This is a genomic window from Micromonospora sp. CA-248260 (genome assembly GCF_050942205.1).
Classification (GTDB): domain Bacteria; phylum Actinomycetota; class Actinomycetes; order Mycobacteriales; family Micromonosporaceae; genus Micromonospora; species Micromonospora antibiotica.
The window spans coordinates 5,066,986-5,086,642 of record NZ_CP192021.1; the positions used below are offsets into that span (position 1 = coordinate 5,066,986).

General features: G+C 73.9%; 13 protein-coding genes and 3 pseudogenes. 3 read left to right on the plus strand and 13 right to left on the minus strand.

Going from position 1 to position 19,657, the window contains the following annotated elements:
- Nucleotides 1-456: 456 nt before the first annotated feature.
- Together ACQP2H_RS21620 and gltB are read right to left on the minus strand one after the other, a co-directional pair.
- A complete protein-coding gene (locus ACQP2H_RS21620; protein ID WP_208569686.1) occupies nucleotides 457-1,965 on the minus strand; it encodes a glutamate synthase subunit beta in 1,509 nt (502 codons plus the stop codon).
- A complete protein-coding gene (gltB, locus tag ACQP2H_RS21625) occupies nucleotides 1,958-6,613 on the minus strand; it encodes a glutamate synthase large subunit (protein ID WP_357536943.1) in 4,656 nt (1,551 codons plus the stop codon). The genes ACQP2H_RS21620 and gltB overlap by 8 nt, the downstream gene beginning before the upstream one ends.
- A 146-nt stretch (nucleotides 6,614-6,759) precedes the next feature.
- On the opposite strand from gltB, the gene ACQP2H_RS21630 reads away from it, so the two are divergent.
- Nucleotides 6,760-7,605, plus strand: coding sequence for a GNAT family N-acetyltransferase (locus ACQP2H_RS21630; RefSeq protein WP_219463864.1), 846 nt, complete (start codon nucleotides 6,760-6,762; stop codon nucleotides 7,603-7,605).
- A gap of 216 nt (nucleotides 7,606-7,821) precedes the next feature.
- Here ACQP2H_RS21630 and ACQP2H_RS21635 read toward each other — a convergent pair.
- The 5 genes and pseudogenes from ACQP2H_RS21635 to trpC form a co-directional block, all read right to left on the minus strand.
- Nucleotides 7,822-8,997: pseudogene (locus tag ACQP2H_RS21635) on the minus strand (FAD-dependent oxidoreductase); the annotation flags it as partial.
- A gap of 11 nt (nucleotides 8,998-9,008) precedes the next feature.
- The gene (lgt, locus tag ACQP2H_RS21640; protein WP_433228650.1) at nucleotides 9,009-10,274 is read right to left on the minus strand and encodes a prolipoprotein diacylglyceryl transferase; all 1,266 of its coding nucleotides are present in this window, start codon (nucleotides 10,272-10,274) and stop codon (nucleotides 9,009-9,011) included.
- A 234-nt stretch (nucleotides 10,275-10,508) separates the two neighbouring features.
- Nucleotides 10,509-11,312 carry a tryptophan synthase subunit alpha gene (gene trpA, locus ACQP2H_RS21645; RefSeq protein WP_208569690.1) on the minus strand — a complete coding sequence of 268 codons (804 nt, stop codon included), beginning with the start codon at nucleotides 11,310-11,312 and terminating at the stop codon, nucleotides 10,509-10,511.
- Nucleotides 11,313-11,316: 4 nt separating this feature from the next.
- On the minus strand, nucleotides 11,317-12,552 hold the full coding sequence (trpB, locus tag ACQP2H_RS21650) for a tryptophan synthase subunit beta (RefSeq protein WP_433228652.1): 1,236 nt from the start codon (nucleotides 12,550-12,552) through the stop codon (nucleotides 11,317-11,319).
- 111 nt (nucleotides 12,553-12,663) lie between these two features.
- Nucleotides 12,664-13,467, minus strand: coding sequence for an indole-3-glycerol phosphate synthase TrpC (gene trpC, locus ACQP2H_RS21655; protein ID WP_176738808.1), 804 nt, complete (start codon nucleotides 13,465-13,467; stop codon nucleotides 12,664-12,666).
- Between the two features lie 477 nt (nucleotides 13,468-13,944).
- Here trpC and ACQP2H_RS21660 point away from each other — a divergent pair, with 477 nt between their 5' ends.
- A complete protein-coding gene (locus ACQP2H_RS21660) occupies nucleotides 13,945-14,256 on the plus strand; it encodes a hypothetical protein (RefSeq protein WP_433228654.1) in 312 nt (103 codons plus the stop codon).
- Here ACQP2H_RS21660 and ACQP2H_RS21665 read toward each other — a convergent pair.
- From ACQP2H_RS21665 to ACQP2H_RS21680, 4 genes and pseudogenes are all read right to left on the minus strand, one after another.
- Nucleotides 14,249-14,859: pseudogene (locus ACQP2H_RS21665) on the minus strand (Trp biosynthesis-associated membrane protein). The gene ACQP2H_RS21660 and the pseudogene ACQP2H_RS21665 sit on opposite strands and share 8 nt — an antisense overlap.
- Complete coding sequence (locus ACQP2H_RS21670; RefSeq protein ID WP_357014006.1) at nucleotides 14,856-16,409, minus strand: anthranilate synthase component I; 1,554 nt, start codon at nucleotides 16,407-16,409, stop codon at nucleotides 14,856-14,858. Before ACQP2H_RS21670 ends, ACQP2H_RS21665 begins: the two are co-directional and overlap by 4 nt.
- Nucleotides 16,406-16,819 (minus strand): phosphoribosyl-AMP cyclohydrolase, encoded by a 414-nt coding sequence (hisI, locus tag ACQP2H_RS21675; protein WP_308291109.1) that lies wholly within the window; start codon nucleotides 16,817-16,819, stop codon nucleotides 16,406-16,408. The genes ACQP2H_RS21670 and hisI overlap by 4 nt, the downstream gene beginning before the upstream one ends.
- A gap of 207 nt (nucleotides 16,820-17,026) precedes the next feature.
- Nucleotides 17,027-17,301, minus strand: a pseudogene (locus ACQP2H_RS21680) (phosphoribosyl-AMP cyclohydrolase); the annotation flags it as partial.
- Here ACQP2H_RS21680 and ACQP2H_RS21685 point away from each other — a divergent pair.
- Complete coding sequence (locus ACQP2H_RS21685) at nucleotides 17,252-17,476, plus strand: hypothetical protein (protein ID WP_433233771.1); 225 nt, start codon at nucleotides 17,252-17,254, stop codon at nucleotides 17,474-17,476. The pseudogene ACQP2H_RS21680 and the gene ACQP2H_RS21685 overlap by 50 nt on opposite strands.
- Nucleotides 17,477-18,184: 708 nt before the next feature.
- Here ACQP2H_RS21685 and ACQP2H_RS21690 read toward each other — a convergent pair.
- Together ACQP2H_RS21690 and ACQP2H_RS21695 are read right to left on the minus strand one after the other, a co-directional pair.
- Nucleotides 18,185-19,171 carry an aldo/keto reductase gene (locus tag ACQP2H_RS21690; protein ID WP_219463872.1) on the minus strand — a complete coding sequence of 329 codons (987 nt, stop codon included), beginning with the start codon at nucleotides 19,169-19,171 and terminating at the stop codon, nucleotides 18,185-18,187.
- Nucleotides 19,168-19,554, minus strand: a complete 387-nt coding sequence (locus ACQP2H_RS21695; protein ID WP_208569696.1) for a MerR family transcriptional regulator — start codon at nucleotides 19,552-19,554, stop codon at nucleotides 19,168-19,170. Before ACQP2H_RS21695 ends, ACQP2H_RS21690 begins: the two co-directional genes overlap by 4 nt.
- Nucleotides 19,555-19,657: the final 103 nt, after the last annotated feature.

Below are 19,657 nucleotides of genomic sequence, written 5' to 3' on the forward strand. Positions count from 1 at the left end.
GTGACCTTCCGGCACCCGGGCCGGTCCCGGCGGAACTCGGTCCCGGCTCGGCACGGTTTCGGCCCGAGGTCGGGTCTGGTCTGGTCTGGGGCTGGTCGGGGCCGGGGTCGGCCCCGGGCTGGTCGGGGCCGGGGTCGGCTCCGGGCGACGCCGATCGGGGCAGCGTCGGACCGAGCCGGAACGATGGTTCCGGAGAGCGATATGCCTGACGGGCATATTTATGACTGTCAGGCATATCGCTCTCCGTGGTGATACGTGCTCTCGGGAGGGCTGGCTCCGACACCCCCGTGACACCACAACGGCAGGGCCGGGACAGGTGGTGCCGCAGAAGCGGCTGTGAGCCGGCAGGGCGCAGCGGGCGAAACGGTGGCCGTGCCACAGGCCGTGCCACAAGGTCGGGCCGTCAGCCGACCCGGAGACCAGGTCGGCTGACGGCCACCGTTCGACGGGCGGGGGTCAGCGGGCGGCGAGGGGCTGGCGGGCCGGGTCGACCGGGGCCGGCAGGTCACCCACCCCACCCAGGTAGGAGTGGATCGCCGCGGCGGCGGCCCGCCCCTCGGCGATCGCCCAGACGATCAGCGACGCCCCCCGGTGCATGTCCCCGGCGACGAACACCCCGTCGGCGTCGGTCTGCCAGTCGGGGCGGGCGTCGACCGCACCCCGGGCGTTGCGGACCACCCCGAACTGGGCCAGCAGCGGCTGCTCCTCGGTGCCTTCGAAGCCGATGGCCAGCAGCACCAGGTCCGCCGGGAGTTCCCGCTCGGAGCCGGGCAGCGCGGTGACCACCCGTCGGCCGTCGCGCCGCTCCACCGTCACCTCGGCGATCCGGACGCCCTTGACCTGACCGGTGCCGTCGTCCACGAACTCCTGCACGGCCACCGCGAAGACCCGCTCCCCGCCCTCCTCGTGCGCCGGGTAGTTGCGCAGCACCCACGGCCAGGTCGGCCACGGGTCCCGTTCGGCGTCGCGGCCGTGCGGCGGCTCCGGGTAGAGATCGAGCTGGTGGACGCCGGCCGCGCCCTGCCGGTGGGCCACGCCCAGGCAGTCGGCGGCGGTGTCGCCACCACCGATGATCACCACGTGCTTGCCGGCCGCGTCGATCGGCGTGCCGTCGGGCAGCACCGCCGGCGCGGGTCGACCGTCCCCGGCCGCCGCGACCACCCGGTTGGCGGCGACCAGGTGGGTCATCGCCTGGTGGACGCCGCGCAGCGGCCGACCGGGCGTCTCCGGGGTGTCCCGGCCCTGGAGCGCGCCACAGGCCAGCAGCACCGCGTCGTGCCGGGCCCGCAGCTCCTCGGCGGTCACGTCGACCCCGACGTTCACCCCGGTGCGGAACTGCACGCCCTCGGCGGCGAGCTGGGCCAGCCGCCGGTCGATGTGCTGCTTCTCCAGCTTGAAATCGGGGATGCCGTAACGCAGCAGACCGCCGATCGCGTCGTCCCGCTCGTACACCGTGACGGCGTGACCGGCGCGGGCCAGTTGCTGGGCGGCGGCGAGCCCGGCGGGCCCGGAACCGACCACGGCGACCGACCGCCCGGTCGACGCCGGCACCGGGCGGGGGTTCAGCCCGCCCCGGGCCACCGCCGCGTCGGCGATCTCCACCTCCACCTGCTTGATGGTGACCGGCTGCTGGCCGCCCAGACCCAGCACGCAGGCCGCCTCGCAGGGCGCCGGGCAGAGCCGGCCGGTGAACTCGGGGAAGTTGTTGGTGGCGTGCAGCGACTCGACCGCGGCGTCCCAGGTGCCGGTGCGGACCAGGTCGTTCCAGTCCGGGATGCGGTTGCCCAGCGGGCAGCCGTCGTGGCAGAACGGGATGCCGCAGTCCATGCACCGGGTGGCCTGCTCCCGGATCAGCTCGGCCCCGGCGGGCGGGTACACCTCGCGCCAGTCGGTGATCCGCACCGCCACCGGGCGACGGGCCGGCAACTGCCGCTCGTAACGCAGGAAACCATTCGGGTCAGGCACGAGCCACCTCCTGGGCGACCACCCGCGCGGCGGGCGGCACCGACGCGGTCAGCGCAGACATGACCGCGTCGTCGACGTCGCGGCCGGCGGCTTCGGCGGCCTTCATGATCTCCATAACCCGGCGGTAGTCCCGGGGGACCACGGCGGTGAACTCCTCCACCGCCTCCGGCCAGTTCTTGAGCAACTCCGCGCCGACCGCCGAGTCGGTCTCCGCGACGTGCCGCTGCACCAGGTCGTGCAGCAACTCCCGCTCGGCGTCGCGCAGTGGGGACAGGTCGACCAGTTCCGCGTTGACCCGGCCGGTGTCCAACCGGTGCACGTACGCCGTCCCACCGGACATGCCGGCGGCGAAGTTACGGCCCGTCTCGCCGAGCACCACCACCGTGCCACCGGTCATGTACTCGCAACCGTGGTCGCCGACGCCCTCGACGACGGCCACCGCACCGGAGTTACGCACCGCGAAGCGCTCCCCCACCCGGCCGCGCAGGAACAGCTCACCGCCGGTGGCCCCGTACAGGATGGTGTTGCCGGCGATGATCTGGTCCTCGGCGCGCTGCCCGGCGGTGGCCTCGGGGTCGACGAACGGCGCGGCGGCGTCCGGGCGGATCACGATCCGGCCCCCGGAGAGCCCCTTGCCGACGTAGTCGTTGGCGTCGCCGTGCAGTCGCAGGGTCACCCCGCGCGGCAGGAACGCGCCGAAGGACTGCCCGGCGGTGCCGCGCAGCACGAACTCGACGGTGTCGTCCGGCAGGCCGGCGCCGCCGTGCCGGCGGGTCACCTCGCCGCCGAGCATCGCGCCGACGCTGCGGTGCTCGTTGCGCACCGCCACCTCCACCCGGACCGGGCTGCCGTCGCGCAGCGCCGGTTGGGCCAGCGCGATCAGCTCGTTGTCCAGGGCCAGCTCCAGGCCGTGGTCCTGGGCGCGGACACCGCGCCGGGCGGCACCCTCGGGCAGCTGCGGGGTGTGCAGCACCCGGGCCAGGTCGAGGCCGTGGCCCTTCCAGTGGTCGATCGCCGGTACGATGTCGAGCACCTCGGTCTGCCCGATCGCCTCTTCGATGCTGCGGAAGCCCAGCTCGGCCAGGTAGCCGCGGACCTCCTCGGCGAGGAAGAGGAAGAAGTTCTCCACGAACTCCGGCCGGCCGGTGAAGCGTTCCCGCAGCACCGGGTTCTGGGTGGCGATGCCGACCGGGCAGGTGTCGAGGTGGCAGACCCGCATCATCACGCAGCCCTCGACGATCAGCGGGGCGGTGGCGAAACCGAACTCCTCCGCGCCGAGCAGCATCGCCACCACCACGTCCCGGCCGGTCTTGAGCTGGCCGTCGACCTGCACGGTGACCCGGTCACGCAGCTTGTTGAGCAGCAGCGTCTGCTGCGCCTCGGCCAGGCCCAACTCCCAGGGGGTGCCGGCGTGCTTGAGCGAGTTGAGCGGGGACGCGCCGGTGCCGCCGTCGTGCCCGGAGATCAGGATGACGTCGGCCTTGAGCTTGGCGACCCCGGCCGCGACGGTGCCCACACCGACCTCGCTGACCAGCTTGACGTGCACCCGGGCGGCCGGGTTGACGCACTTGAGGTCGTGCACGAGCTGGGCGAGGTCCTCGATGGAGTAGATGTCGTGGTGCGGCGGCGGGGAGATCAGGCCGACGCCGGGGGTGGCGTGCCGGGTGCGGGCGATCCACGGCCACACCTTGTTGCCGGGCAGCTGCCCACCCTCGCCGGGCTTCGCGCCCTGCGCCATCTTGATCTGGAGATCGTCGGCGTTGACCAGGTATTCGCTGGTCACCCCGAAGCGTCCGCTGGCGATCTGCTTGACCGCCGAGCGGCGTGCCGGGTCGTGCAGCCGGTCGACGTCCTCGCCGCCCTCGCCGGTGTTGGACTTGCCGCCGAGCCGGTTCATCGCGATGGCCAGCGTCTCGTGCGCCTCCGCCGAGATCGACCCGTACGACATGGCGCCGGTGGCGAACCGCTTGACGATCTCGGTGGCCGGCTCGACCTCCTCGATCGGCACCGCCGGACGCAGCCCGGTCCGCAGGGTGAACAGCCCGCGCAGCGAACCGGCCTGGGCGGCCAGCTCGTCGACCTTGGCGGTGTACTGGCGGAACACGTCGTACTGGCGGCTGCGGGTGGCGTGCTGGAGCAGGAAGACCGTCTCCGGGTTGAACAGGTGCAGTTCACCCTCGCGCCGCCACTGGTACTCGCCGCCCACCTCCAGCCGGGTGGAGCCGACGGTGCCGGGCGTCGGCCAGGCCTGCCCGTGCCGGGCGGCGACCTCGGTGTGGATCCCGGCCAGCCCGATCCCGCCGATGGTGCTGGGGGTGCCCCGGAAATAGCGGTCGACCAGCCGGGTGTCCAGGCCGACGGCCTCGAAGACCTGCGCGCCGCAGTACGACGACACCGTCGAGATGCCCATCTTGGACATGATCTTGAGGACGCCCTTGCCGAGCGCCTTGACGTAGTTGCGGACCGCCTTCGCCGGCTCCACCCCGACCAGGGCCCCGGTGGCGATCATGTCCTCCACCGACTCGAAGGCCAGGTAGGGGTTGACCGCCGCCGCGCCGTACCCGATGAGCACCGCCGCGTGGTGCACCTCGCGGCAGTCACCGGACTCCACGATCAGCGCCACCTGGGTCCGGGTCTGCTCCCGCACCAGGTGCTGGTGCACCGCCGCGGTCAGCAGCAGCGACGGGATCGGCGCCAGGTCGGCGTTGGAGTCCCGGTCGGACAGCACCAGGATGCGCACGCCGTCCTCGATCGCCTCGGACACGTGCCGGCAGATCTCGGTCAACCGGGCCTTGATGCCGGCCCCGCCGTCGCGGATGCGGTAGAGCCCGGACACCCGGACCGCCTTGAAGCCGGGCAGGTCACCGTCCTCGTCGACGTCGAGCAGCTTCGCCAGCTCGTCGTTGTCGATCACCGGGTAGGGCAGCACGATCTGCCGGCAGCTCGCCGCACCCGGGTCCAGCAGGTTGCCCTCCGGGCCGATGGTCGACGCCAGGCTGGTCACCAACTCCTCCCGGATCGCGTCCAACGGCGGGTTGGTGACCTGCGCGAAGAGCTGGTGGAAGTAGTCGTAGAGCAGCCGGGGCCGGGTCGACAGCGGCGCGATCGGGGTGTCGGTGCCCATCGAGCCCAGCGGCTCCGCCCCGGTACGGGCCATCGGGGCGAGCAGGATCTTCAGCTCCTCCTCGGTGTAACCGAAGGTCTGCTGCCGCCGGCGCACCGAGTCGTGGGTGTAGACCACGTGCTCCCGGGCGGGCAGGTCACCGAGGTCGATCAGGCCGGCGTGCAGCCACTCGTCGTACGGCTGGGCGGCAGCCAACTCGGTCTTGATCTCGTCGTCCGAGACGATCCGGCCGTTGACCGTGTCCACCAGGAACATCCGGCCCGGCTGGAGGCGGCCCTTGGCGACCACCGAGGCCGGGTCGAGGTCGAGCACGCCCGCCTCGCTGCCCAGCACCACCAGCCCGTCGGCGGTCCGCCACCAGCGCCCCGGCCGCAGGCCGTTGCGGTCCAGCACCGCCCCGACGATCTCACCGTCGGTGAAGGCGACCGAGGCCGGCCCGTCCCACGGCTCCATCAGGCTGGCGTGGAACCGGTAGAACGCGCGCTTGTCCGGGCGCATCGCCGGGTCGTTCTCCCACGCCTCCGGGATCATCATCAGCACCGCGTGCGGCAGGCTCCGGCCGGCCAGGTGCAGCAACTCCAGCACCTCGTCGAAGTTGGCCGAGTCGGAAGCGGCCGGAGTGCAGACCGGGAACACCCGGCGGATGTTGCCGGGCAGGTGCGGGCTACGCAGCAGCGCCTCGCGGGCCTGCATCCAGTTCCGGTTGCCGCGGATCGTGTTGATCTCGCCGTTGTGCGCGATGAACCGGTACGGGTGGGCCAACGGCCAGGACGGAAAGGTGTTGGTGGAGAACCGGGAGTGCACCAGCGCGATCGCGCTGTCGACCCGCTCGTCGGTCAGCTCCGGGAAATACTCCGGCAGCTGGTCGGGGGTGAGCATGCCCTTCCAGGTCATCGTCCGCGCCGACAGCGACGGGAAGTAGGCGGTCACCCCCCGCTCGGCGGTCTCCCGCTCGGCCTGCTTACGCACGCAGAACGCCACCCGGTCCAGGTCGATGCCGGACAGCGGGGAACCGGCCGGACCCGCCGGGGTGTCGGTGAGCCGGTGCGCGGCCAGGAAGAGCTGCCGGATCCGGGGCATCGCCGCCAACGCCGTCTCACCGAGCCCGCTCGGGTCGGTCGGCACGTCGCGCCAGCCGAGCACCTCGGCCCCCTCGACGAGGGCGTACTTCTCCACCACCTGACGGGCGCGGGCCTCACCGCCGTCGTCGTCGGGGAGAAAGACCAGACCGGTGGCGTACTGGCCGGCGGGGGGCAGGGGGAAGTCCACCACCGCACGCAGGAACGCGTCCGGCACCTGGATCATGATGCCCGCGCCGTCGCCGGTGTTCTGCTCGGCGCCCCGGGCGCCACGATGGTCGAGCCGGCAGAGCGCACCGAGGCCGTTCGCCACCACCGCATGGGAGCGCCGCCCGTGGAGGTCGGCCACGAAGGCCACCCCGCACGCGTCGTGCTCGTGCGCCGGGTCGTACAGACCGGTCGCGGAAGGGACCGGCTGCGGGCTGTGCGGGTACGGAAGGGCCACCGGGTCTCCTGTCGTCACTCAGGTTGTTTCATGGTCGGGACGACGTCGGCCCTGGGCGGTCTGTTGAGTCTACGTTAGGGCGACCCGGGCAGGGCCAGTGCGGATTGATCACACCTTCCAGACTCTGGGACGTGTAGTCTCGCGCGGTGGATCCTGCGCACCGCGACCTGTTCGACCGGTTGGAACGCTTCTATGACGCGGTGCCCCGGGACGCCGCCCGCGCCGAGGAACACGGCGGCCTGGTGCTGTTCGCCCGGGACGGGGTCGGTTGGCCGTTCTATGCCCGCCCCCGCCTGGACGCCACCGCGCCACCGTCGCTGGCCGACCTGCACACCGTCCGGGAACGGCAGCGTGAGCTGGGCCTGCCCGAGGCGTTCGAGTGGGTGCACGAGACCACCCCGGACCTGCTCGCCACCGCCCGGGCCGCCGGCCTGAGCGTGCTGGAGGCCCCGCTGATGGTGCTCGACCCGCAGGTGATCCCGGCCGACCCGGCGACGCTCACCGACGTACCGGTGCGGGTGCTGGACCCGGACGCGCCCGGCTTCGCGCTCGACGTGGCGGCCCGCCGCGCGGTCGCCGCGGTCGGTTTCTCCGCCGCCGGCACCGCCCCCGGCGCCGCCGGCCCGGCCGAACGGGACGCCGCGATGACCGAGCTGGACGTGGCCGCCCTCGACGAGGAGCGGGCCGCGATCGCCGCCGGCCGGCGACTGTCGGCGGTCGCCTGGACGCCTGACGACGGCGCGTTGGCCAGCGGGATGGCGATGCGGGTCGACGACGTCGCCGAGGTCGCCGGGGTCGCCACCCTGCCGGCCGCCCGCCGCCGGGGCCTCGCCGCCGCGGTCACCGCCACTCTGGCCCGCACCCTGCGCGCCGCCGGCACCGACCTGGTCTTCCTCTCCGCCGGCAGCGAGGACGTCGCCCGCATCTACCTGCGCGTCGGCTTCCGCCGCATCGGCACCGCCTGCATAGCCGAACCCACCGCCCTCCTCTAACAGCCCCTGTCCCTCCCCCGCCCCGCCCCAGCTCGTCCCGGCTCGGCTCGGCTCGCCCCGCCCCGGCTCGGTGATCAAGAAGTTTGCGTCAGGAAATGGGCCGCGCATGACGTAAACCTCTTGATCACCGGCCCGGGGACGGCCGCGCAGGCGGGGCGGGGCGGGGCAGGCGGGGCGGGGCGGGCGAGCCGGGGGCAGCGGGTCAGGGGGTGGGTGGGGGCGCCAGGCGGCGGCTGCGGCGGCGGCACCGGAGAGCAGGCGGGGGCTGATCGTGCCGAGCGCCGCGTCGCGGGCGCGCAGGGCCAGCCGGCCCCGGGTCTGGAGCACCGCCGACATCCGGCGGGTCTGCCGGACCACGGTGGCCGCCCGGGGACGGCGCAACCGGTCGTACGCCAGCACGGCGTCGGGCAACCGGGACTCGCGCAGCAGCGACGACAGGGTGGCCGCGTCCTCGAAGGCCAGGCAGGCGCCCTGTCCCAGGTGCGGTGGCATGGCGTGGGCGGCGTCGCCGAGCAGCACCACCCCGCCCGGCCCGGCGGGAAAGCCGTACGCCCGGGGCAGCGGACGCAACTCACGCACCTCCTGCTGCACCAGGTCGGCGGGTTCGGTGGCCGCCAGGAGATCACCGATCGGGGCGGGCCAGCCCGCGTACCACCGCTTGAGCAGGGCGAGCTGGGTCTGCGGGGACTCCGGGCGGGGCGCACCGGCGGCGGTGGCCACCCAGTAGACGCCACCTCGACGGGACGCGCCGGACGACCCCCGCTCGCCGAGCGAGGCCGCCACGAACCGGTAACCGGCGCCCAGCACCTCACCACCGACCGGCTGGTCGGCCGGCACCGGCACCCGGTACCAGGGGATCACCGCCCGCCAGGCGGCGCAGCCGGAACTGACCACGCTGGCCTCGGGGGCGAGCTGACGGCGCAGCACGCTGTCCGTGCCGTCGGCGGCGACCACCAGGTCCGCCTCGACGAACTGCCCGTTCAGCCCGACCCCGGGCCGCTCGTCGGGGTTCGCCCGGACGCTGTCCACCACGACCCCGGTCCGCAGCTCGACCCGGTCCCCGAGGCCGGCGATCAGGGCGTCGTGCAGATCCTCCCGGTGCACCACCACCGGCATCCGGTCGGCCGGGGTGGGCCGGGGCTGCGCCAGCCAGTGACCGTCGGGGCGGCGGATACCGCCGTCGGGCAGCGGGGTGGCGATGGCGTCCAGGCCGGCGCCGAGGCCGAGTACCCGCAACGCGCGTACCCCGTTGGGCCAGAGCACCACGGCGGTGGGTTCCGGGCGGACCCGGTCGGCCCGTTCCAGCAGGGTGACCTGCCAGCCGGAGCGGGCCAGCGCGCCGGCCACCGACAGTCCGCCGAGCCCGGCGCCGACCACCACCGCGCTGCGCATGCCGGGCCCGCTCAGTTGTCCCGGTCGGCGGGCCGGCCACCCGCGCCGCCGGCCCCCGCTGACGCGTCGACGTCGTCACCCGCGCCGGTCCCGGCGGCCCGGTCGCCGCCGGCCCCCGCCTCCGCACCGCCGCTGAGCCGGTCGGGCTCCGCCGGCTGGTCGTCGTGGCCCGCCGGCTGGTCGTCGTGGCCTTCAGGCTGGTCGTCGTGGCCCGCAGGCTGGTCGTCGGTCGCCGCCGCGTCGTCGGCGGCGGGTCCGTCGGGCCGTACCCCGGTCTCCCGGTACGCGGTGAACTGTTCCTCGTCGACCACCTGGTAGCCCACCGGCGCGACCGTCGCGGCGGACCCCTTGCCGGTCTGGGACAGGTCGACCTGGGAGACGTCGCCGCCGGTCACCGGAGCCGGCGCGGGGGCGTCGATCGGGATCAGGTAACCCCGGGGGCCCCGCACCCGCAGGAAGTAGATCAGCGCGCCGAGGAAGACCAGCCCGGCGGTCCACACGTTGAGCCGGACCCCGAGGATCCGGTTCGCCTCGTCGCTGCGCATCAGCTCGATCCAGAACCGGCCGGCGGTGTAACCCATCACGTAGAGCGCGAAGGCCCGGCCGCGCCCCAGCTTGAACCGCCGGTCCAGGGCGAACACCAGGCCGGCGACGCCGAGGTTCCACAGCGCCTCGTAGGCGAACGTCGGATGGTAGAGGCCGGGCTCCAGGATGGGCTGGTTGGCGTCGTCGCGCAGCGCGTGCCCGGGATTGTCCGGGTCCATCCGGTGGATCTCCAGGCCCCACGGCAGGCTGGTCCGCCCGCCGTACAGCTCGTTGTTGAACCAGTTGCCGAGCCGGCCCACCGCCTGGGCCAGCGGCAGGCCCGGGGCGAGGGCGTCGGCCACCACCGTCAGCGGGATGCCGAGCTGCCGGGCGGCGATCCAGGCACCGACCGCGCCACCGGCGACGGCACCCCAGATGCCGAGACCGCCCTCCCAGATGGCGAACGCCTTCCAGGGGTCACCGCCGGTGCCGAAGTATTTCTCGGGTGAGGTGATCACGTGGTAGATCCGGGCGCCGATGATGCCGGTCGGGACCGCCCAGACCGCGATGTCGAGCACCGCGCCGGGGGCGACGCCACGCTGGCGCAGCCGATGCTCGGTCACCAGACAGGCGATCACGATGCCGGCGACGATGCAGAGGGCGTACGCCCGCAGCGGGACCGGCCCGAGCTGCCAGACGGCGGTCGTCGGGCTGGGCAGCGCCGCCAGGGGCGTCATCGAGACGTGGGTCACGGGTGCACAGGCTACCGCTGCGGAGCCCCACCGTGGCACCCGGTCCGGTCAGACCTGCCACCCGACCATGCAACCCCGTCGTCCGGTCGCCCGACGGACGCCACCCGTGGGGCGAAATGGCAGCATTCCGCCGCAGCGGACACCGCCGTCGCGCCCCCACTGAGTTGATCAATCCGAGCCGTACCGCACCTCGGCGACGGACGGCAGGGTGGGACGGGCCGGCCGGGTGCGGGCTCAGCGGGTCGGGTTGCGGACGCCCTCGGCCAGCTCGGCGGAGAGGGTACGCAGGGCGGCCAACCCCGCGTCGAGGTCCGGGGCGTCCAGCAGCCGGCGGATCAGCGCGCTACCCACGATCACCCCGTCGGCGTACCCGGCGACGGTGGCCGCCTGCGCGCCGGTGCCGACGCCGAGACCCACCCCGACGGGCAGCTCGGTGACCTCCCGCAGCCGGGAGACCAGCACCGGGGCGGCGTCCGAGGTCTGGGAGCGGGCCCCGGTCACCCCCATGATGGCGGTGGCGTAGACGAAGCCCCGGCAGTGCTCGACGGTCATCCGCAGCCGGGCGTCCGTGGACGACGGGGAGACCAGGAACGTCCGGTCCAGCCCGTACGCGTCCGAGGCGGCCAGCCACTCGCCGGCCTCGTCGGGAATGAGGTCGGGGGTGATCAGGCCGGTGCCCCCGGCGGCGGCCAGGTCCCGGGCGAACGCGTCCACCCCGTACTGCTCGATCGGGTTCCAGTAGGTCATGGTGACCACGGGTGCCCCGGTGGCCGCGACCGCCTCGATGATGCGCAGCGTGTCGGCGGTACGGACGCCACCGGCCAGGGCGATGTCGCTGGCCTTCTGGATCACCGGGCCGTCCATCACCGGGTCGGAGTAGGGGATCTCCACCTCGATGACGTCCACCCCGGCCTCGACCATCGCGGTCATCGCGGCGATGCTGCCCTCGACGGTGGGGAACCCGGCCGGCATGCAGCCGACCAGGACGGCCCGCCCGTCGGCCCGGGCCTTGTCGAAGGCCACCCCGATCCGGCTCACGGTCTCACTGCTCCTTGTCGAGGATGCCGAAGTATTCACCGGCGGTGTGCACGTCCTTGTCGCCCCGGCCGGAGAGGTTGACCACGAGGAGCGGTTCCCGGCCCAGCTCGGCGGCGAGCTGCGGGGCGATCTGCACCGCGCCGGCGAGGGCGTGCGCGCTCTCGATCGCCGGGATGATCCCCTCGGTGCGGCAGAGCAGCTCGAACGCGGCCATCGCCTCCCGGTCGGTCACCGGCTGGTAGCGGGCCCGGCCGCTGTCGTGCAGCCACGCGTGCTCCGGGCCGACGCCGGGATAGTCCAGGCCGGCGGAGATCGAGTGCGACTCGACGGTCTGGCCGTCGGCGTTCTGCAGCACGTACGTGCGGGCGCCGTGCAGCACCCCGGGGGTGCCGCCGGTGATGCTGGCGGCGTGCCGGTCGGTGTCCACGCCCTCGCCGCCGGCCTCGAAGCCGTACAGCCGCACGTCGGTGTCGGGCACGAAGGCGTGGAAGATGCCCAGCGCGTTGGAGCCGCCGCCGACGCAGGCGAGCACCGCGTCGGGCAGCCCACCGGTCAGGTCGAGGCACTGCTGGCGGGCCTCGTCGCCGATGCCGCGCACGAAGTCGCGGACCATCTCCGGGAACGGGTGCGGGCCGGCGGCGGTGCCGATCAGGTAGTGGGTGTCGTCGACGTTGGCGACCCAGTCCCGCATCGCCTCGTTCATCGCGTCCTTGAGGGTGCGCGAGCCGGTGGTCACCGGGATCACGGTGGCCCCCAGCATCCGCATCCGGGCCACGTTGAGCGCCTGCCGCTCGGTGTCCACCTCGCCCATGTAGACCACACAGTCGAGGTCGAACAGGGCGGCGGCGGTGGCGGTGGCCACCCCGTGCTGACCGGCGCCGGTCTCGGCGATCACCCGCCGCTTGCCCATCCGCCGGGTGAGCAGCGCCTGGCCCAGCACGTTGCGCACCTTGTGCGCGCCGGTGTGGTTGAGGTCCTCCCGCTTGAGCAGGACCCGGGCACCGATCTTGGCGGAGAACCGCTCGGCGGAGTAGAGCAGGGAGGGGGTGCCGGCGTAGTCGCGCAGCAGGGCCGCGAACTCGGCGAGGAACTCCTCGTCGGTCATCGCCTTGCGGTACGCGGCGTCCAGCTCGTCGAGCGCAGCGACCAGCGCCTCGGGGACGAACCGGCCGCCGAACCGGCCGAAGTGACCGGCGGAGTCGGGAAACTGGCCGGCCGGGGTCGTCACGTCGGCGCTCATGCCGTCGCTCCCCGGCCGTCCGCGCGCCGACGCCCCGTCGCGTCGCCGGTGACGAATCGCTCGCGCTCGCTCATCGCGATGTCCTCTCGCTGCGCAGATCTGCCCGTCGGGTCAGCGCGCCGGGCGGGGCGTGGCCGGGTGGTTCCCGGCGTTGACCAGCTCGGCGACCGCCTCACGGGGGCTCTTCTGGGTGACCAGCCCCTCGCCCACCAGGACGGCGTCGGCGCCGGCCGAGGCGTACCGGATCAGGTCGTGCGGACCGCGCACGCCGGACTCGGCGATCTTGACGACGCTGCTCGGCAGGCCGGGGGCGATCCGTTCGAACACCGACCGGTCGACCTCCAGGGTACGCAGGTCACGGGCGTTGACCCCGATCACCTGCGCGCCGGCCTCCAGGGCCCGGTCGGCCTCCTCCTCGGTGTGCACCTCGACCAGCGCGCACATGCCGAGCGACTCGATCCGCTCCAGCAACCCGACCAGGGCGTTCTGCTCCAGCGCGGCGACGATCAGCAGCACCAGGTCGGCACCGTGCGCCCGGGCCTCGTGCACCTGGTAGCTGGAGACCACGAAGTCCTTACGCAGGACCGGCACCTGCACCGCAGCCCGCACCGCCGCCAGGTCGTCGAGTGAGCCACCGAACCAGCGCCCCTCGGTCAGCACACTGATCGCCCGGGCACCACCCGAGGCGTACTCGCCGGCCAGCTCGGCCGGGTCGGCGATCTCGGCCAGTCGGCCCCGGCTCGGTGAGGAACGCTTCACCTCGGCGATCACGGCCACGCCGGGCTTGCGCAGGGCCGCGTACGCGTCCAGCGGCGGCGGCGCGGCGGCGGCCAGTTCGCGCAACCGCTCCAGCGGAAGCTGCTCCTGCCGTCGCGCCACATCCTCGCGGACGCCGGCCAGGATCTCGTCGAGCACGCTTGCGGACGCCGCCGAACCGGCCCCGTCCCCCTCTGCGTGCGCATGCTCAGCAGTCACCAACGGACTCCCCTCTCCGGGTGTCATGGGCCGATGCTAGGGGGCGCCACCTGGCGACAAGTGCCGGGGGTATGGCGCTCCTCACGAGATGGGCTGTGGCATGATGCCGGACCTCCGGTGAACGGAATGTCACACAGCGCCACCGTACCCGTCGGCGGGTGTCATCGACATCCGTCGTCCGGAGCCGCCCGGACCATCGATAGACGCCCATATGCGTTATGAGATCACGTTCCGGCGCACCGCGCAGCTCGGCCCGGTCGAGGCGGCTGTGACGAAACTCAAGGATCTCCGCCCGGTGCAGGTGGGGGCCGTTGACCGGCCCGTCACCAGGGCGAAACGTGAACCGGGCAGCATCGGTTTCGGGCAGACTCGACCATGCGCCTGCCCACCATCGGATCTCATCGTGCGGGGTGACCTATGAGCACTGCGGGGCCGAACGCCGGCATCGGACTCACCACCATCTCCCGAACCGTCGCCTCGCTGGCCGTCGAGGTGGTGCACACCCTGGAACGGGTCGTCGCGGGCGAGGGGCGGGTACGCACCGCCCGGGGCAACGCCTGGGAGGCGGTCTGCGCCGACCGGGCGCGCGCCGACCAGCGCGCCGAGCTGGACCGCCTGGTCGCCGAGCTGGCCGCCACCCGGGCCGCGGCCCGGGACCGGCACCTGGGTCAGGACCGGCGGGCCGTTCGGGACCAGCGCGCCACCTGCGCGCCGCAGCCGGTCAGCTGACCGTCGGGTCCTCACCCCGGTCGAGCGCGTCCCACGCCGCCCGGTTGCCCCCTCGGCGATCGGCCGACCGTCGGGCCGGTCCGGCCCGGTGGCGCGCGCCGTCCGCTCGTAGCGGGCACCCATCGTCGGCCAACCCGCGCCGCGCAGCGCGGTGAGCAACCCGCCTCCGGCCGCCACCAGGCCGCCGAGCAGGCAGAGCGCCGGCCACTGCCGGTGCGCCTCAGCCCCCGGGTCGACGGCCAGCCCGTAACCGCCACCGGCCGCCACCGCCAGGCCGAGCAGGGCGACGAAACCACCCAGCAGCCGCCGCAGCCGCCCCCGGGTGGCCAGCACCGCACCGCCACCGGCCAACGCGACCAGCGCCAACGCGGACAGCCAGGGCAGCAGGTCCGCCCCGGAGCGGTCCTGCCGGGCCGGCGGCAACGCCCCCCGGGCGAGCACCTCCACCGACCAGGTGCGGGTCGCCGTCCAGGTGGCCAGGCCCGCCCCCGCCAGGCAGAGCAGCACGGCGTACGCCAGCTCACGCCGCCCGGAGGTGGCCGAACCGCCGGATTCCGCCGAACCGTCGGGGACAGCCGGACCGTCGGAGGCGGTGCCGCTCACCGGGCCGGTCGCAGGGTCTCGGCGGCGGCGATGGCAGCCAGCACGGCGGCGGCCTTGTTCCGGGTCTCCTGGTCCTCGGCGGCCGGATCAGAATCGGCCACCACCCCCGCCCCGGCCTGCACGTACGCCCGGCCGTCGCGGATCAGCGCGGTCCGGATCGCGATCGCCATGTCGAGGTCGCCGCCGAACCCGAAGTAGCCCACGGTGCCGCCGTAGAGCCCTCGGCGCACCGGCTCCAGCCCTTCGATGATCTCCATGGCGCGGACCTTCGGGGCCCCGGACAGGGTGCCGGCCGGGAAGGTCGCGGCCAGCGCGTCGAAGGCCGTCCGGTCCTCGCGCAGGGTGCCCACCACCGTGGAGACGATGTGCATCACGTGGCTGTACCGCTCGATGGTGGCGAACTCCGGCACCTGCACGGTGCCCGGCTGGCAGACTCGGCCCAGGTCGTTGCGGCCCAGGTCGACAAGCATCACGTGCTCGGCGCGTTCCTTCGGGTCGGCCAGCAGCTCGGTGGCGAGCCGGGCGTCGGCGACCGGGGTGGACCCGCGCGGCCGGGTGCCGGCGATCGGGTGCAACATCGCCCGCCGCTGCCCGTCGGTGTCGGCGTTGACCTTGAGGTGCGCCTCCGGGGACGAGCCGACGATGTCGAACCCGTCGAAGCGCAGCAGGTACATGTACGGGCTCGGGTTGGTCGTCCGCAGCACCCGGTAGACGTCCAGCGGGTCGGCGTCGGTGGCCCGCTCGAAGCGTTGGGCCAGCACGATCTGGAAGCACTCGCCGGCCCGGATCGCCTCCTTCGCCGCCTCGACCGCCTTCGGGTAGCCGCCGTCCGGGGTGCGGCTGACCACGTCGCCGGCCGGTGGCCGACCCACCGTCGAGATCATGGGCGGAATCGGTCGGGACAACGCGGTGGTCATCGCGTCGAGCCGCCCCACCGCGTGGTGGTAGGCGGCGGTGACCCGGTCGGCCCGGTCCGGGTCGGTAAGCGGTGGCAGCACCGCGTTGGCGACCAGGATCGCCGACCCGTCGTAGTGGTCCAGCACCACCAGGTCGGTGGCGAGCATCATGCCCAACTCCGGCACCCCGAGGTCGTCCTCGGTCAGCTCGGGCAACCGCTCGAACCGGCGGATCAGGTCGTACCCCAGGTAGCCGACCATGCCACCGGTCAGCGGCGGCAGGCCCGCCGCCGGGTCCGGGGTGCCACCGGCGAGCGCCTCGACGGTCTCCCGCAGCACGTGCACCGGGTCGCCGGAGACCGGAACGCCGGCCGGCGGGGTGCCGGTCCACTGCGCGACGCCGTCCCGTTCGACCAGGGTGGCGCTGCTGCGCACCCCGATGAACGAGTACCGCGACCAGGCCATGCCGGCCGAACCGACACCCTGCTCGGCGGACTCCAGCAGGAACGTTCCCGGCCCGCCGGCCAGCTTGCGGTAGACCCCCACCGGGGTCTCCGCGTCGGCCAGCAGCCGGCGGGTCACCGGCACCACCCGCCACCGGGCCGCCGCCGCCACGAACCCCGCGAGATCCGGGCTGAGCGCACCGTCGGTCATCGCTGGACCCCCTGACCGGTGACCGGGAGTTCGGTGAAGAAGCAGGTGTGTTCGCCGGTGTGGCAGGCAGCGCCGACCTGGTCCACGCCGACCAGCAGCGCGTCGCCGTCGCAGTCCAACGCCACCGAACGGACGTACTGGTGGTGGCCGGAGGTGGCGCCCTTGACCCAGTACTCCTGCCGGCTGCGCGACCAGTAGGTGGCCCGGCCGGTGGTGAGGGTGCGGTGCAGCGCCTCGTCGTCCATCCAGGCGACCATCAGCACCTCGCCGGTGTCGTGCTGGCGCACGACTGCGGCCACCAGGCCGTCCGGGGTGCGGCGCAGCCGGGCGGCGATGGCCGGGTCGAGACGGGACGGGCGGGCCGCGTCGGCGGGTCCGCCGTCGCTGGGGGCAGAGTCAGGTACGGGCACAGTTCCCGATTGTCCCGCACGCGGTGCGGGCACCTGCGCCCCGTCCCCGACCGCCCGGGACAACTGGGCGACGTAGCGGTCCAGCCGGCCATCGTGCAGCGCCAGGGCGAGGTCCGGGCCGGCCGTCTCGGCGATCCGATCGGCGTACGGGCGGACCAGCGGGAGCACCCCGGCCACCAGGCGGGCCGCGGCGACGCCGACCTCGGCGGCGGCAGCGGGGCGTACCCCCAGGCAGCGCAGCATGTCGTCGCGGTAGCCCGGCGGCGCGACCGGCAGGTCCAGGGCGGCGGCGAAGGCGGCCCGGCGGGACACCACCCGCACCCCGGGTTGGCCGGGCGCAGCACGCACGGGCAGAGCCGGGCCAGGTCGGCGGCGGCCAGCCGGACGCCGAGCGGGTCGTCGGCGGCCAGCGCCCCGGCCACCTTGCCGAGGGTGGCGACCAGCTCCTCCAGCCGGGGCTGGTCGGCGGGCTGGCAGAGCACGGGCAGGTCGATCCGGCGACGCCAGGTCGGGTCGGCCCAGAGCAGCCGGGTGGGGGTGGTCACCGGCAGCCCGAACGCCCAGTCGGCGGGTTCGCCCAGCCGGTCGACCCAGGTGCGGACGTCCCGCGCGGCCACCGAGACGTGCACGATCCGCCCGTCGACCTCGGTCAGGTAGGCGCGACGGGTGTCGTACGGCGTCTCGGCCGGCCGGCCCGTGCCACCCGGACCGGCGCGGTCGGCGTCGACCGGGGTCGTCTGCCGGGCCGGACCGGTCGGGCCCGGCGCGGACGGCGGACCGGCCCGGCGCGGGCCCGGCGCGGGACCGACCCGCTCGGGCGGCCCCGGCGCAGCGGCCCGGCGCGACAGGGCCGACGGCCCCGCACCGGGCGGGGACGCCGGGTCCGAGGGCGGTGACGGGTCCGACAGCGGTGACAGGTGCCACGGATCCGCCGGGACGGGCCGGCCGGTCGCGGTGACCAGGACGTCGAGGTCGACGTCACTGTAGGCGGTGGCGGCTGACCGGGCGTGGCTGCCGCGCAGCAGAATCCCGACCACCGGACGCTCGGCGGAGGCCCGTAACCGGTCGGTCCAGTCGGCCAGGAAGGCGGCCTCCGGCAACGGAGCGTGATCCACCGCGCCATCGTGCCGTACGTCCGATCAGGTCCGCAATGCCCGAAGGCGGACATCCTGTCCGGTCAGAAGGCTAGCGCCCGGTCCGAAGGCTGAAGCCCGGGTCGGGGCTAAAGACCGGTAAGAAGGCTAGCGCCCGATCCGAGGGTAGGGCCGCAGGTGCTGACGGTCGCCTGAGCACGCGGCCCGATCCGGACACCGGCCGAGGTGACCGGATCGGGCCGTTCGTGGCGAGAGAGGCGACCGGCGCAGGTCAGTGGCCGACCGTCCGCATCCCGGCTGCCGCGTACCGCTCGCCGGCCACCGCGTCGGCGGGGACCGCCTCCCGCAACCGGGCCTGTTGGGCGGCGGTGAGCCGCAGATCGGCGGCGGCGGTGTTCTCCTCCAGGTAGCGGACCCGCTTGGTGCCCGGGATCGGGAGCACGTCCGGGCCCTGGGCGAGCAGCCAGGCCAGGGCGGCCTGGGCCGGCGTGCAGCCGATCTCGTCGGCCACCGCCCGGACGGCGGCCACCAGGCGCAGGTTGGCGTCGAGGCTCTCCGCCGCGAAGCGGGGAGCCGCCGCCCGCCAGTCACCCTCGGCGAGCTGGTCCCGCCCGGTGATCGCCCCGGTGAGCAGCCCCCGCCCGACCGGTGAGTACGCCACCAGGGCCACCCCCAACTCCCGGCAGGTGTCCAGCATCTCCCCCTCGACGTCCCGGGTGAACAGGGAGTACTCCATCTGCACGGCCGAGATCGGGTGCACCGCGTGGGCCGTACGCAGGGTCGCCGGGCTGACCTCGGACAGGCCGAGCCGGCGCACCTTGCCCGCCTCGACCAGCTCGGCCATCGCCGTGACGGTCTCCTCGATCGGGGTGCCCGGGTCACGGCGGTGCAGGTAGTACAGGTCGATGGTGTCGACCCCGAGCCGCCCGAGGGAGGCGTCACAGGCCTCCCGGGCCCAGGCCGCGCTGCTGTCGACGCGGACCCCGGTGCCGTCGGGGGTGCGTCGGTTGCCGAACTTGGTGGCCAGGAAGACCTCGTCGCGGCGGGCCCGCACCACCGGGGCGAGCAGCCGCTCGTTGGCGCCGAAGCCGTACATGTCGGCGGTGTCGAGGTGGTTCACCCCCAGGTCGAGGGCGCGGTGCAGGGTGCGCGTCGACTCCGCGTCGTCCGGCCCGCCGTAGGCGAAGCTCATCCCCATGCAGCCCAGGCCGATCGCGGAGACCTCCGGACCGTCGGCCCCCAGCTGTCGACGGATCATCGCCCCTCCTCCGCGCAACGGTAGATTTCGATCTTGTAGTTGAGCACCTTGAGGTCCTCCTCCAGTTCGGCCATCCGGGTCAGTACCCGGACCCGGTGGGCTTCGAACAGCGCCCGTCGGGCGGCCCGCGTCCGGTCGCCCTGGCGGGCCAGCTCGGCGTACCGGCGCATGTCACGCACGGGCATGCCGGTGCGGCGCAGCCGGGTGAGCAGCATCAGCCAGTTCAGGTCGGCCTCGGTGTAGCGGCGGCGGCCGGCCGAGTCGCGGCCGACCGGGGCGACCAGCCCTTCCTGTTCGTACCAGCGCAGTGTGTAGGTGGTCAGGCCGACCCGGGCCGCCGCCTCGCCGACCGACAGGACTCTCTCCCGCGTGCTGATGTCCACGTGCCCCAGGTTCTCAGTTCGAGCGTGCTCGAAGTCAACCGTTGCGCGACACCGGGTAATTCATCTAGCGTTGATTTCAACACAAGATGAGTTTTGAGGAGGC